This is a genomic window from Streptomyces pseudovenezuelae (genome assembly GCF_029892565.1).
Classification (GTDB): Bacteria; Actinomycetota; Actinomycetes; order Streptomycetales; family Streptomycetaceae; genus Streptomyces; species Streptomyces pseudovenezuelae_A.
The window spans coordinates 306953-320577 of sequence record NZ_JARXVH010000004.1; the positions used below are offsets into that span (position 1 = coordinate 306953).

Sequence of the window (13625 nt, forward strand, 5' to 3'; positions counted from 1 at the left end):
TGGGCCGGCAATGACAATGGACTTCCTCGACTACGCCTTCATGCAGCGGGCCCTGCTCGCCGCCGTCCTGGTCGGCATCACCGCCCCCGCGATCGGCATCTACCTCGTGCAGCGCCGTCAGGCCCTGCTGGGCGACGGCATCGGCCATGTGGCGATGACCGGCGTCGGCCTCGGCTTCCTGCTGAACACCTCGCCGGTGTGGATGGCCACGCTGATCTCGGTGGTCGGCGCGATCCTGATGGAACTGATCCGCTGGTACGGCAAGACCCGCGGCGACATCGCCCTCGCGATGCTCTTCTACGGCGGCATGGCAGGCGGCGTGATGTTCATCAACCTCGCGCCCGGCGGCTCCAACGCCAACCTGACCTCGTACCTCTTCGGGTCCCTGTCGACCGTCTCGGAGTCGGACGTCACGGCGATCTGCCTGCTCGCGGGGTTCGTGGTGCTGGTCACCGTCGGTCTGCGCCGGCAGCTGTTCGCGGTCAGCCAGGACGAGGAGTTCGCGCGGGTCACCGGGCTGCCGGTGCGCGCGCTGAACCTGCTGACGGCGATCACGGCGGCGGTGACCGTGACGGTCGCGATGCGGGTGGTCGGGCTGCTGCTGGTGAGCGCGCTGATGGTGGTGCCGGTCGCGGCGGCGCAACAGCTCAGCCGTAGTTTCGTGGCGACCTTCGCGATCGCGGTGGCGATCGGCGTCACGGTGACCATCGGCGGCACGGTCACCTCGTACTACCAGGACGTTCCGCCCGGCGCGACGATCGTGCTGCTGACCATCGGGGCGTTCCTGGTGCTGACCGCGGTGGCGGCCCCGGTGGCCCGGCGACGGGCCCGGGCCGCGGCGGCCGCACGGCCCGCAGGGGATCCGGCGGAGTGCGCGATTCCGGCCACCCGGGGGGCCGGGGACGAGGTCGGCGTCTGACCGCGCACAGCGCGGGCTGGCACAATGGCCCGACAGGCGCTCAGACGTGGAGGAGGCAACCGGTGACCACCGTAGGACCGCCCGTGAAGGGCCGCTCCACCCGGCAACGTGCCGCCGTGTCGGCGGCGCTCAACGAGGTGGACGAGTTCCGCAGCGCGCAGGAACTGCACGACATGCTCAAGCACAAGGGCGACTCGGTCGGCCTGACCACGGTCTACCGCACCCTCCAGAACCTCGCCGACGCCGGCGAGGTCGACGTCCTGCGCACCTCCGACGGCGAGTCCGTCTACCGCCGCTGCTCCACCGGCGATCACCACCACCACCTGGTCTGCCGCGTCTGCGGCAAGGCCGTCGAGGTCGAGGGCCCGGCGGTGGAGAAGTGGGCGGAGGCGATCGCGGCCGAGCACGGGTACGTCAACGTGGCCCACACGGTGGAGATCTTCGGTACCTGCGCGGACTGCTCCGCGGGTTGAGCGGTTGGGCGCCGTGGGAGTGCTGCCCGGTATCCGGCTGCGGGTCCGCCGTGGCTGGTCGCGCGGTTCCCCGCGCCCCTGGGGAACCGCGGCGCCCTTGCCCGTGAAGATCAGCCGCGTCCGAAGCAGCGTTCCAGTTCGGTGAAGTCGTAGAACTTGCTGCCCCTCTTGACCGGGTGGCAGCTCGCCTTGAAGGCCGTCTCCTTCTCGTTGTAGAGCATGCGGACCAGGTAGTGACCGCCCTTCTTGAAGACGTCCCACTGGATGTTGGAGCCGAGGGGGGCGACGTCCGCGCCGCGCCAGGGGTTGTCGGCGTAGGTGTACGGCTGTCCCGGCTTCGCCGCCTTCGTGCTGCCCGGCAGGCCCATCAGGGCGGCCAGCGGGATGATCTCCTCGGCGTGGGTGAAGCGGAGTTCGGCGCCGAGGGTGCTGGTGCCGGCCTTCTTCGCCTCGATCTGCTGGAAGAAGTCGTCGAGCAGGACGTCGGCCATCTTGTACGTGATGTCGCTGTCCGAGAAGCCGGGGCCCTTCTCGTAGAAGTCCTCGACGTCGGAGAGGTAGCCGAACCAGGCCGCGTCGGACGTGGAGATGTACCGCTGCATCCCCCAGCCCTTGCCGCCCGGGCTCTCCTCGCTCATCGCGGGGGCGATGGCGTACAGGTTGTAGACGGCCTGCGCGGCGGCGACCTGGTCGGCGCTGCCGAGGCCGTTCACGAAGGCCGGCTTGAAGAGGCGGAGCAGCACGCCGCGGGCGGCCCGGTGCGTCCTCGGCTGGTCGGTGATCGACTTCAGGGTGTCCGCGAGGCGCTGGTCGTTGGCTATGTAGTCGCGGTAGGCGGCGCCGCCGTCCGCCTTGTGGAAGTAGAGCAGGTCCTTGTCGGTGCGGGTCGCGCCGATCAGCGGCTTCAGCTCCGGGTCGGTGTCGCCGAGGGCGGCGGCGAACAGGTTGCCGCTGTCGACCGCGCGGCCCTGCCCGGAGCTGACCACGTCGATCCTCTCGCCCTTGGCGGCGATCGACTTGAACAGGGACGGCAGCCGGTCGGCCATGCGCACGGCCGTGTCCTGGATCTCCTCCTTGCCGCGGGCGCTCAGGTTGCCGTACCCGATCTTCGCCATCTCGGCGAGCAGGGCCTCGGTCTTCGGGCCGAACTCCTCGCCCTTGCCGGTGAGTTGACCGGCGGTCTGCGCCTTGTCCCACAGCGCGAGGATCAGGTCGCCGTCCTCGCTGTCGGTGGCGGAGCGGGAGCCGTGGCGGGAGACGTTCTCCGTGAAGACGGGGGTGAAGCCGGCGGGCGCGCGCTGGTAGCCGCGGGCGCCCTGCTCGGGGGCGTAGACGGCCTTCGTGCCGTAGCTGTCGCGGTGTGCGGGCTGGTCCGCGGCGTGGGAGGGCACGGCCGCGGCCAGCAGGGTGCACAGGGCGAGGGCGGGGGTGACGCGTTTCATGGCCGGATCGTCGACGATCCCCATGAACCCCCGGTGGCTACGAGATGGCCGGATTCCCCGCGATGTCCCGCTCCATGGCCAGAAGATCCTCATTCGGCACCGCACCGCCGAAGCGGCGGTCACGGGAGGCGAACTCGACGCACGCCCGCCACAGATCACGACGGTCGAAATCAGGCCACAGGACGTCCTGGAAGACCAGCTCCGCGTACGCGCTCTGCCACAGCAGGAAGTTGGAGGTGCGCTGCTCCCCGCTGGGCCGCAGGAACAGGTCCACGTCCGGCATGTCCGGGTAGTACAGGTACTTCGCCAGGGTCTTCTCATTCACCTTGGACGGGTCCAGCCGGCCGGCCTTCACGTCCTCCGCCAGGGCCTTCGCCGCGTCCCCGATCTCCGCCTGGCCGCCGTAGTTCATGCAGAAGTACAACGTCAGCCTGTCGTTGTCCTTGGTCTGCTCCTGCGCGATCAGCAGCTCCTTGGCCACCGACTTCCACAGCCTGGGCATCCGCCCCACCCACCGCACCCGGATCCCGAGTTCGTCCAGGGTGTCGCGGGTCTTGCGGATGAAGTCCCGGTTGAAGTTCATCAGGAAGCGCACCTCGTCCGGCGACCGCTTCCAGTTCTCCGTCGAGAACGCGTACAGGGAGATCGCGCCGACGCCCCCCTCGATCGCCCCCTGAAGCACATCCAACACCCGCTCGGCACCCACCTTGTGGCCCTCGGTACGCGGCAGCCCGCGCTCCTTGGCCCACCGCCCGTTGCCGTCCATGACGATCGCCACATGCTTCGGCACCAGCTCACCCGGCAGCTTCGGCGCCCGGGCGCCCGACGGGTGCGGCTCCGGCGCCTTGTACTCACGACGCTGACGCCCCAGGAACCCGCGTACGACCATGACCTTCTCGTCTCCTCTTACGGCTTACTTCTCTACGTAACGCAGCGAGCGCAGCCCGCGTTCCAGATGCCAGTGGAGGTAGGCCGACACCAGCCCGCTCCCCTCCCGGACGTGCCGCGGCTCGCACGCGTCCGCGGTCTCCCAGTCTCCCGTGAGCAGCGCGCCCAGCAGCTCCAGGGTCTGCGGCGAGGGTACGACGCTGCCGGCGACCCGGCAGTCGACGCAGACCGAGCCTCCGGAGGCGACCGAGAAGAACCGGTTGGGACCCGGCATCCCGCACTTCGCGCAGTCGCCGAAGCTGGGGGCGTAGCCGTTGACGGCGAGGGAGCGCAGCAGGAAGGCGTCGAGCACGAGGTGCGGCGCGTGCTCGCCGTTGGCCAGCGTGCGCAGGGCCCCGACGAGCAGCAGATACTGCTGCACCGCCGGCTCGCCCTCGTGGTCGGTGAACCGCTCGGCGGTCTCCAGCATGACCGTCCCGGCGGTGTAGCGGGCGTAGTCGGTCACGATCCCGCCGCCGTACGGAGCGATGGTCTCGCTCTGTGTGCACAGCGGCAGCCCGCGCCCGATCAACTCGCTGCCGCGCGCGAAGAACTGCACGTCGACGTGGGAGAACGGCTCCAGCCGGGCCCCGAACTTCGACTTGGTGCGCCGCACCCCGCGCGCCACCGCCCGCACGCGCCCGTGCCCGCGGGTGAGCAGGGTGATGATCCGGTCCGCCTCACCCAGCTTCTGGGTGCGCAGCACGATGCCGTCGTCGCGGAACAGGCTCATGGGGTCCATTCTCGCCTACGGCGGCCGTGCCACGGGCCTTCCCCTTCAAGGGACCTCACCTCGGCTGCGTGCGTCGGCGGACGCGGCCGCCGCGCCGAGCCGCTCGGCGGCGGTGGCGCCGCGCACGGCGTCCGGCTCCGCGTCCCACTCCCGGCCGCCGCCGTACGGCCTGAGCTGGACGTACGGCCCCTCGTGTCCCATGACGATGCCGATCCTCCCGGTGCGGGTGTCCATGACGTGGCTGCCGACGGGGGGCTTCATCTGCGTACTTCCTTCACCGATGGCTCCGCACTCCGATCGGTGCGCCTCCACCGTGCTCCCCCGCCCGCCCGGATTTCACGCTTCGTGTCTCCGCGGTGACGTCACGCATCTACACTCGGCAGGAGTCTGCCTACCCGACCGACACCAGTCCCGCCTCGTAGGCGGTGATCACCAGTTGGACGCGGTCCCTGGCGTCCAGTTTGGTGAACAGGCGGGTCAGGTACGTCTTCGCGGTGGCCACGCTGATGCACAGCTCGGCGGCGATCTCCGTGTTGGACAGTCCGCTGCCGACCAGGGTCAGCACCTCGCGTTCGCGGTCGGTGATGCCCTTCAACTCGCGGCGGGCGCGCGCCGGTTCGGGCCGGCTCGCGAAGTCGTGGATCAGGCGGCGGGTGACGGCGGGCGCGATGAGCGCGTCTCCGGCGGCCACGATCCGCACGGCGCCGATGATGTCGTCGAGGGCCATGTCCTTGACCAGGAACCCGGACGCGCCGGCCCGCAGGGCCCCGTAGACGTAATCGTCGTCGTCGAAGGTGGTCAGGACGACGACCCGGGCCGCCGAGCCCGCCGCGCTGATCCTGCGGGTCGCCTCGATGCCGTCCATCTCCGGCATCCGGATGTCCATCACCACGACGTCCGGGGCGAGTTGGTCGGTCAGCCGCACCGCTTCCCCGCCGCTGGCGGCCTCGCCGACCACCTCCACGTCGTCGAGGTCGGCCATCACCATGCTCAACGCGGTACGGATGAGCTCCTGGTCGTCGGCGAGGAGCACCCGCACGGCACGGTCCGTCATCGGACGGCCGCCGGTACGGGCAGCCGGGCGGCGACCCGGAAACCGCCCCCGGGACGCGGGGCCGCCGTGAACTCCCCGTGCAGCAGGGCGACTCGCTCCCGCATACCGGCAAGACCGAAGCCGGTGTCGGTCGCGCTGCCCCGGCCCCGCCCCTCGTCCGTGATCTCCAGGGCGAGTTCGTCGTCGCGGTAGTCGAGGGTGACCCGGCAGGCGTGCGTGTCCGCGTGGCGTACGACGTTGGTGACGGACTCCTGGACGATCCGGAACGCCGACAGGTCGACGTCCGGCGGGAGTTGGCGCGTCTCGCCGAGCCGGGTCACCTCGACGCGCACGCCGGCGGCGGTGGTCGTGACCGCCAGCCGGTCCACGTCCGACAGACCCGCGGGGAGGGCGGTGCGTGCCGAACCGCCGGTGCCCTGGTCCGCCGCCCGCAGCGCCACCAGCATCCGGCGCAGCCCGGCCAGCGTCTCGCGCCCCTCGTTCTCCACCGCCCGCATCGCGGTCAGAGCCGCCTCCGGTCGGGTCGTCGCCACCCGTGCCGCCGCGCCCGCCTGGAGGGCGATGATGCCGATGCTGTGGGCGACGGTGTCGTGCATCTCCCGGGCGATGCGCAGGCGTTCGGCGGTGACGGCTCGGTCCGCGTGCTCGGCACTGAGCCGTTCGGCGTGGACGCGGGCCTGGTGGGCGGAGGTGCCGAGCAGCCAGGCGATGACGGCGACGAGGGTCACGGCCAGCTCCGCCGAGGTGCCGACGGTCCAGCCGTACAGCACGCGCACGGCGAGGTAGGCGGCGAGGGTGCCGAGGGCCATCGCGAGGGCGACGGTCGCGGTCCGGCGCGGGCGGGTCGCCGCGATGAAGTACAGGGCGACCATCGGACCGAGGAACAGCGCCATCGGTATCGCGGCCACGCCCAGCGGGGTCGTCGCCAGGACGGAGGCGAGCAGCAGCGCGACGAGGGCGGGCAGCGGCCGGCGCGCCAACAGCCAACCGCTGTACAGGGCCAGGGCGGTGGACAGGGCGAGGGTCGTCAGACCGTCCCAGCGGTAGAGCTGCACCGCGGCCCACTCGTCGGGCTCGGCCTCACCGGGCAGCCGGAGTCGGGCGAGCAGCGTGAACAACTCCCCCGCGCACCACGCGAGCGCCGTCCAGGCACCCGGCGGTACGCGCTTGTGCAGGGGCGGCGGCGGTTCGGCGGCGGACATGCGGCGATCGTAGGCACGCGCCACCGGTGCGGTCATCGGCCCGGGGATGTACGACTCGGGTCGACAGCACGGTCGTACGAGTGTCAGCCGCCGGGCGATGACCGGTACCGGCCCGCCACGGGACCGTGGTCGGCATGATCGAAGTCGAGCACCTCACCAAGCGGTACGGACCCACCACCGCCGTACGCGACCTCTCCTTCACCGTCCGCCCCGGCCATGTCACCGGCTTCCTCGGCCCGAACGGCGCCGGCAAGACCACGACCCTGCGGATGCTGCTCGGGCTCGTCGCGCCGAGCGGCGGCACCGCCACGGTCGACGGTCACTCCTTCCGCCACCACCCGCGCGGCCTGCGCCACGTCGGCGCCCTCCTCGACGCCCACGACGTGCACGGCGGGCGCAGCGCACGGGCGCATCTGCGGGCGCTGGCCCGCTCCAACCGCATCCCGGCCGGCCGGGTCGACGAGGTGCTCGCCGAGGTGGGGCTCACCGGTACGGCGGCCCGGCGCCGGGTCGGCACCTACTCGCTGGGCATGCGGCAACGGCTCGGCATCGCGGGCGCGCTGCTCGGCGAGCCGCCGGTGCTGCTCTTCGACGAGCCGCTCAACGGGCTTGATCCGGAGGGGGTGTTGTGGGTGCGGGAGCTGTTCCGTCGGCTGGCCGGGGAAGGCCGTACGGTCTTCGTCTCCAGCCACCTCATGTCCGAGATGGAGCACACCGCCGACCAGCTCGTCGTCATCGGACGCGGTGAACTGATCGCCGCCGAGAGCCTCACCGAGTTCGCCGCCCGCGGCACCGCACCGACGGTGACCGTGCGGACGCCGGACGCGGGCGCGCTGACGATGGTGCTGACGGCGGCCGGGGCCGAGGTGTCGACCTACGACGAGGAGACGCTGCGGGTCAGCGGCGTGAGCGCGGGGCGGGTGGGCGAACTGGCCTTTGAACACCGCTTCCTGCTGCGGGAGTTGACGACCCAGGCCGCGTCGCTGGAGCGGGCGTTCATGGAACTGACGGCGGACAGTGTGGAGTACCTGGCCGGGGCGGATGCGGGCGAGGCCCGAGGAGCGGGCGCGGAATTGCGAGAGGTACGACGATGACGACAACCCTGGCCGCATCCCGGCCCACGTCCTCCTTCCTCGACCTCTTCGCCTCCGAGTGGCTCAAACTCCGTTCCCTGCGCTCCACCTACTGGGCCCTCGGCGCCGGCGCCCTGGCCGTCGTCGCCTTCAACGCGAACGCGGCCCGTGCCGACTTCGTCAACTACCCGCACTACGGCAAGCCGATCCACGACGAGTTCGTCTACTGGGCGCTGCGGGACGCCTTCACCCTGGGCGCTGCCATGATCATGATCCTCGCCTGCGCGAGCATCGGCGCGATCACGGTGGTCGGCGAGTACGCGACGGGCCTGATCCGTACGACGTTCACGGCCGTCCCCGACCGGCGGGCGCTGATGGCGGCGAAGGTCGCCGTGGTGACGACGGTGATGACGGTGTTCGGCGCGGTCGTCGCGGGCGTCTCCTTCGCCGTGACGCAGGCGATCCTGGCCGGCCGGGACGCGGGCGTGTCGATCGACGAGCCCGGCGCCCTGCGCGTGATCGCGGCCTCGGCGTTGCTCGCCCCGGCGTGCGCGCTGGTCGGCATGGGGCTGGGCGCGCTGATCCGGCACGGCGCGACGACGATGGTCCTGACGACCGGCATCCTGCTCCTCCTGCCGGCCTTCGTGACCGACCGCTATCACTGGACGGCGTGCGTCCGGAACGCCCTGCCGTACAACGCCTGGGTGCGGCTCGTCGACATCGGGTACGGGCGCGAGCCGTACACGCTGGTTTCCTGGTATCCGACCTCGGTCGCGGGCGGGTGGGTCGTGTTCGCGGTGTGGGCGGTGGCGGGGGCCGTCGTGGCGGTGGTGGCGGTGGACCGGCGGGACGTGTGAGGGCGGGAGATCGAGGACGGCAGCGGGCTCGGCGGGTGCGGGGGTGATCCCGAGGGGGCGCCGGGGGTAACCCCCCGTGGGAATAGGGCAGTTGCCCGGATGTGAGGGTCCGTCAAGGTCCGCGAGGATCGTCCGCATGAAGCAGACCATCCGCAACGGCTCCCTGATCGCCGTCTCCGCCCTGCTCCTCGGCCTCACCGCACCCCTCGCCGCGCACGCCTCGACCCCGCCGAAGTCCGAGGCGCTCGACTGGTCGCCGTGCGGCTCCGGCTCCGGCTCCGGCTCCGGCTCCGGCTCCGGCTCCGGCTCCGATCCTCGCCAGGAGTGCGCGACCCTCCAAGTGCCCCTGGACTACGCCGATCCCGGCGGCCGGCGGATCGACATCGCCGTCTCCCGGATCGCCGCCGAGAAGCCGTCCGCCCGCCGGGGCGCCCTGCTGCTCATCCCCGGCGGCCCGGGCGGCAGCAGTCTCGACGACCCCTCGGACAAGGGGCAGGAGCTGCCTCAGAAGGTGCGCGACAGCTACGACCTGATCGGCTTCGCCCCGCGCGGGAACGCGCCGTCCACCGCCGCCGACTGCGGCCTCGACCACGGCGACCTCGCCCTGACGAAACTGCGGCCCTGGCCCACCGCCGACGGGTCCGTCACCGAGAACATGACCACCGCGCGGCGCATGTCGCAGGCCTGCGCGCGCAACGGCGGGGAGTTGATCCGCCACATCAGCACGGTGGACAACGCCCGCGACATCGACCGCATCCGGGCCGCGCTCGGCGAACGCCGGATCTCCGCGTGGGGCGTCTCGTACGGCACCTACATCGGCGCGGTCTACGCCCAGTTGTTCCCGCGGCGCACCGACCGGATCGTCCTGGACTCCAACCTCGACCCGACCGGCGACTTCGGCCGCACCCAGCTCTCCCGCGCCTGGCTCGCCGGGTTCGCGCCCGGCGTCGAGGACATGTTCACCCAGTTCGCACGGTGGGCCGCCGAGCCGGACAACCCGTACCGCCTTGCCGACACGCCCGCGGCGGTGCGCTCGGACTTCCTGCGCCTCGCCGAACGCCTCGACCGCGAGCCGCTGCCCTGGCCCGGCGCCAACCCGGAGGTCCTGAACGGCATGGCCCTGCGCCAGTCGATGCTCGACGACTTCTACGACCCGGACGACTTCCCCGCCCTGGCGAAACTGATCCTCGCCGCCCGGCAGGGCACCGTACCGCCCGCGCCCGAGGCGCCCCCGGAGGCGGTCCTGCAGAACGTGGCCGCGGTCGGCGCCGCCACGATCTGCAACGACAGCGCGTGGCCGACGTCAACGGCCTTGTACGAGAAGGGCGTTGCCAAGAACCGGGTCGAGTACCCGCTGACCGCCGGCATGCCCGCCAACGCGATGGTCTGCGCCGGCTGGTCCAACCCGCCCGAGCAGGCGCCGGTGCGGATCACCGACCGGGGTCCGTCGAACATCCTGCTCGTGCAGAACAAGCACGACGTGGCGACCCCGCTCAGCGGCGCCCTGAAGCTGCGCTCGGCCCTCGGTCGGCGGGCCGTCATGGTCACCGTCAACTCCACGGGCCACGACGCCTATCTGGACAACGGCAACGCGTGCGGCGACCGGACGGTCTCCCGCTTCCTGGCGACGGGAGAGCGACCGGGGCGGGACGTCTACTGCGCCTGAGCCGCCACGCAGGCCTTCCCGTACTGCCGTGCCAGTGCGTGGAAGGCCTCCTTCGGTTCCCAGTGCCAGTCCGAACGCGGGTCGTTCGGGCGGTCCTTGATGGCCTTGGTGATGCTGTAGCTCGCCAGGTCGAGGTCGTAGCGCGGGTTGTCGGTGCGGTGCGGGGCGTCCGGGGTGACGAACTCGAACGCCATCGCCGCGTACAGGCCCATCGACTCGAAGACCCGGACGAGGTCGACGAGATAGGCGGCCTGGGTGTGTTCGCTGCGGACGAGGTGGCCCTTGATCTCCTCCGGGTCCTTGTCGTAGTCGACGACGTTCCAGCCCATGCCGGCCGTCTCGGGGGCGCCGACGTAGGCGCAGGTGCCGAACTCGGTGATGGCGAGGGGCTTGCCCCAGCGCCGGTACTTCCGCAACTCGCGTACGTAGTCGGCGGGTTGGCGGAAGTACGAGTAGTAGTCGATGCCGACGACGTCGAAGAGGCGCCAGTCGACCTGGTCGTCCTGGGCGGCGGCGTAGCTGAGCCGGCCGTGGAAGACGGACCGGCCCAGGGCCGCCGCCCTGGCGGTGAAGCGGTCGAGCCGGCGCTGCATCTTCACCGGGTCGAAGGTGCCGTTCAGCAGGTTCTCGACGCGGTCCAGGACCGTGGCCCCCGGCACGATGCCGGGCACGAACAGCCAGAACTCGCAGCCCACGCTGAAGTCCACGCTCGCGCCCTGCCTGCGCAGCCGCTCCGCGAACCGGCCGCACTCGGCCAGGTGCTCCAGGATGTCCCGCTCCGGGACGTCCCCGAGGGTCGGCTGCAGCCAGACGTGCAGTCCGCGCTCGGCGGCCTCGGCGGCGGTTTTGGTGAGCCGCTCGACGCCGTCGCCGGTGACGTCGACCGTGTCGGCGCGCAGCTCGTCGCGGATGACGCGGATGTCCCGGCGCATCCGGGCGGCGCTCCACGCGGTCCCGGGCGTCTCGCCCTCGCCGACGGTGTAGACGACACCACGGTGCCGCAGCCCGCGCCGTCCGCCGGACCCTGACCCTGACCCTGACCCTGACCCTGGCCCAACGGTCCCGGCCCCACCTCCGACCGCCGCCTGGGCCACCCCCGACGGCAGCACCGCCGCCGTCGCTCCGAGGGCCGCCGCCCCCGCCAGGAACTGCGCCCGACTGATCCCCTTCGTCTTCTCCATGCCCTCACTGTGGCGCCCGGAGGCCCGCCCCGCCGTCCGCCGATGGTCTACGGCCCGGCAACCAAGGAATGAGTTACGGCGTCGAACAATGGAGAGATCGTCGACAGCCATCGACCGAAGGAGAGCACGATCCAAGGCTCGTACCAGTCCCCGATGACCCGACGCACGCTGCTCGCCGCGGGCACCGCCGCCTCCGCCGTCCTCCTCGCCGGCACACCGGCACAGGCGGCCACCGACGACCGACTGCGCCGGCTGGAGAAACAACACGGCGCCCGGCTGGGCGTGTTCGCGCACAACGTCCGTACACGCAAGACCGTCACCCACCGCGCCGACGAACGCTTCCCGATCTGCTCGGTCTTCAAGACCCTCACCGCCGGGGCCGTCCTGCGCGACCTGGACCACGACGGTGAGGTCCTCGCCCGCCGCATCCACTACACGCGGGCCGACCTGGTGGACGGCGCCCCGATCACGGGCACGGACGAACACCTCGCCAACGGGATGACGGTCGCCGAACTCTGCGACGCGGCCATCCGCTACAGCGACAACTCGGCGGCCAACTTCCTGCTGCGCCTGCTCGGCGGCCCCACCGCGATCACCCGCTTCGCCCGCTCGCTCGGCGACCCGGTGACCCGCCTGGACCGGTGGGAGCCGGAGCTCAACTCCGCCGAGCCCGGGCGGATCACGGACACCACGAGCCCGCGCGCGGTCGGCGGCGGCTACGGCCGGCTGGTGCTCGGCGAGGCCCTGAACCGCCGGGACCGCGAGCTCCTCACCCACTGGCTCCTGAACAACACCACCGGCGCCAACCGCATCCGCCGCGGCCTCCCCGACACCTGGACGGTCGGCGACAAGACGGGCTCCGGCTCGTACGGCACCACCAACGACGTCGGCATCGCCTGGACGCCCGAGGGCGCCCCGATCGTGCTGGCGGTCCTGTCGACCACCCCCGACCAGGACCGCCCCTGGGACGACGCCCTGATCGCCGGGGCGGCGGCGCTGGTGGCCGACGTACTGGGCGAGGACTCGTAGCGGGTCCCGGCGCCGTCACTCGTCCGTCGTCGGCGGAATGCCCTTGTGCGGCAGGTTCACCGTGGCCTCCCACAGGCGCGTGAACTGCCGCATGCGGTGCTCCACGTGCGAGGGGCGGGCGTTCAGCGTGGTCTTGGCGTTGACGTCCTTGGTGTCCTGGTCGATCTCGTAGGACAGCTCCCGGTCGAAGACGATGAAGTCGCTCTTCGTGCCCAGCTGGGCCCAGGGCGGCAGTTCGGACAGGGCCACCACGCGGGCGTCGATCTCCAGGGCGCGCTGGTTGTTGCAGAGTTCCCTGAGCTCGTCATCGATCTCCTCCGGAACGTTGACGAGGAACAACCGGCGTATCTCCACCTCGCGTTGGACCGCGTCGCTCTGGGCCTCCAGATAGCGGGCGGCGGGCTCGCTGCCCCAGAAGTCGCGGTCCACCGAGGTGCTGGTGGCGTCGAGGCTGCGTTTGATGCAGTGGGTGAGGCCGATGAGCCAGTCCTGGTTCTCGCCCAGGCAGTCCGTGCTGCGGTTACTCAGGTTCTCCAGGAGGCCCGCGAGCCGTTCGATCTCCTCGCTGGCGAAGGTCTTCACGGTCTCGTTGTTCAGCTGGCCGCACTCCGTCGCGCTGCGGGCGAGCTTGACCACCCCGTCCGAGCGCAGCACCGAACGGTCCACGTTGCTGAAGAGTTCGGTCGCCTCGCTGATCCGGGCGAAGCGGTCGTCGACCAGTTCCGTCAGGGCGACGTGGTGACTGATCAGGTTGTCCTTCACGTCCCTGATCAACTGGGCCTGGCTGGTCTCGATCTGTTCAAGCCGGCGTTCGAAGTCGACCAGGTACTGCACGATCAGGGCCGCCCCGCCGATGACGATGGAGGCGGTCAGGTTCCACACATCGCCCTGGTCCTGGTCGAGCGCGTTGGTGACCAGGTAGGCGACGAGGAAGACCAGGGCGGTCACGAGGATCTTCACCAGGACCGGCGGGAAGCGTAATCCCCTCGGTTCCGGCCGGGTCGGCTGGATGGTCCGGTGCGGCGTGGCGACGGTCGTGGTCGTCGTGGTCGTGGTCACCGGTGCTCCA

The 13625-nt window shown here is 71.3% G+C and carries 14 protein-coding genes; 6 read left to right on the top strand and 8 right to left on the bottom strand.

Annotated features, from left to right (window positions below; translation table 11 throughout):
- Positions 1 to 16: 16 nt before the first annotated feature.
- Together M2283_RS14205 and M2283_RS14210 are read left to right on the top strand one after the other, a co-directional pair.
- Positions 17 to 919 carry a metal ABC transporter permease gene (locus M2283_RS14205; protein ID WP_280876967.1) on the top strand — a complete coding sequence of 301 codons (903 nt, stop codon included), beginning with the start codon at positions 17 to 19 and terminating at the stop codon, positions 917 to 919.
- A 62-nt stretch (positions 920 to 981) separates the two neighbouring features.
- Positions 982 to 1392, top strand: coding sequence for a Fur family transcriptional regulator (locus M2283_RS14210; RefSeq protein ID WP_280876544.1), 411 nt, complete (start codon positions 982 to 984; stop codon positions 1390 to 1392).
- A gap of 110 nt (positions 1393 to 1502) precedes the next feature.
- Here M2283_RS14210 and M2283_RS14215 read toward each other — a convergent pair whose 3' ends face one another.
- From M2283_RS14215 to M2283_RS14240, 6 genes are all read right to left on the bottom strand, one after another.
- Positions 1503 to 2834: a histidine-type phosphatase gene (locus M2283_RS14215; protein ID WP_280876545.1), complete on the bottom strand. Its 1332-nt coding sequence runs from the start codon at positions 2832 to 2834 to the stop codon at positions 1503 to 1505.
- Between the two features lie 37 nt (positions 2835 to 2871).
- The gene (locus M2283_RS14220; RefSeq protein ID WP_280876546.1) at positions 2872 to 3723 is read right to left on the bottom strand and encodes an isoprenyl transferase; all 852 of its coding nucleotides are present in this window, start codon (positions 3721 to 3723) and stop codon (positions 2872 to 2874) included.
- Between the two features lie 24 nt (positions 3724 to 3747).
- Complete coding sequence (gene recO, locus M2283_RS14225; RefSeq protein ID WP_280876547.1) at positions 3748 to 4494, bottom strand: DNA repair protein RecO; 747 nt, start codon at positions 4492 to 4494, stop codon at positions 3748 to 3750.
- 45 nt (positions 4495 to 4539) lie between these two features.
- Complete coding sequence (locus tag M2283_RS14230; RefSeq protein ID WP_280876548.1) at positions 4540 to 4755, bottom strand: hypothetical protein; 216 nt, start codon at positions 4753 to 4755, stop codon at positions 4540 to 4542.
- A gap of 130 nt (positions 4756 to 4885) precedes the next feature.
- Positions 4886 to 5548 carry a response regulator transcription factor gene (locus M2283_RS14235; RefSeq protein ID WP_280876549.1) on the bottom strand — a complete coding sequence of 221 codons (663 nt, stop codon included), beginning with the start codon at positions 5546 to 5548 and terminating at the stop codon, positions 4886 to 4888.
- On the bottom strand, positions 5545 to 6750 hold the full coding sequence (locus tag M2283_RS14240; RefSeq protein WP_280876550.1) for a sensor histidine kinase: 1206 nt from the start codon (positions 6748 to 6750) through the stop codon (positions 5545 to 5547). Before M2283_RS14240 ends, M2283_RS14235 begins: the two co-directional genes overlap by 4 nt.
- Positions 6751 to 6884: 134 nt before the next feature.
- On the opposite strand from M2283_RS14240, the gene M2283_RS14245 reads away from it, so the two are divergent.
- The 3 genes from M2283_RS14245 (at position 6885) to M2283_RS14255 (ending at position 10346) form a co-directional block, all read left to right on the top strand.
- Positions 6885 to 7844 (top strand): ABC transporter ATP-binding protein, encoded by a 960-nt coding sequence (locus M2283_RS14245; RefSeq protein WP_280876551.1) that lies wholly within the window; start codon positions 6885 to 6887, stop codon positions 7842 to 7844.
- The gene (locus M2283_RS14250; RefSeq protein WP_280876552.1) at positions 7841 to 8680 is read left to right on the top strand and encodes an ABC transporter permease; all 840 of its coding nucleotides are present in this window, start codon (positions 7841 to 7843) and stop codon (positions 8678 to 8680) included. The genes M2283_RS14245 and M2283_RS14250 overlap by 4 nt, the downstream gene beginning before the upstream one ends.
- Before the next feature lie 136 nt (positions 8681 to 8816).
- Positions 8817 to 10346, top strand: coding sequence for an alpha/beta hydrolase (locus M2283_RS14255; protein ID WP_280876553.1), 1530 nt, complete (start codon positions 8817 to 8819; stop codon positions 10344 to 10346).
- Here M2283_RS14255 and M2283_RS14260 read toward each other — a convergent pair.
- Complete coding sequence (locus M2283_RS14260) at positions 10334 to 11527, bottom strand: abortive phage infection protein (protein WP_280876554.1); 1194 nt, start codon at positions 11525 to 11527, stop codon at positions 10334 to 10336. The two genes, M2283_RS14255 and M2283_RS14260, sit on opposite strands and share 13 nt — an antisense overlap.
- 153 nt (positions 11528 to 11680) lie before the next feature.
- Here M2283_RS14260 and bla point away from each other — a divergent pair, with 153 nt between their 5' ends.
- Positions 11681 to 12556 carry a class A beta-lactamase gene (bla, locus tag M2283_RS14265; protein ID WP_280876555.1) on the top strand — a complete coding sequence of 292 codons (876 nt, stop codon included), beginning with the start codon at positions 11681 to 11683 and terminating at the stop codon, positions 12554 to 12556.
- Positions 12557 to 12571: 15 nt separating this feature from the next.
- On the opposite strand, the gene M2283_RS14270 is transcribed toward bla, so the two are convergent.
- Positions 12572 to 13615: a DUF6879 family protein gene (locus M2283_RS14270; RefSeq protein WP_280876556.1), complete on the bottom strand. Its 1044-nt coding sequence runs from the start codon at positions 13613 to 13615 to the stop codon at positions 12572 to 12574.
- Positions 13616 to 13625: the final 10 nt, after the last annotated feature.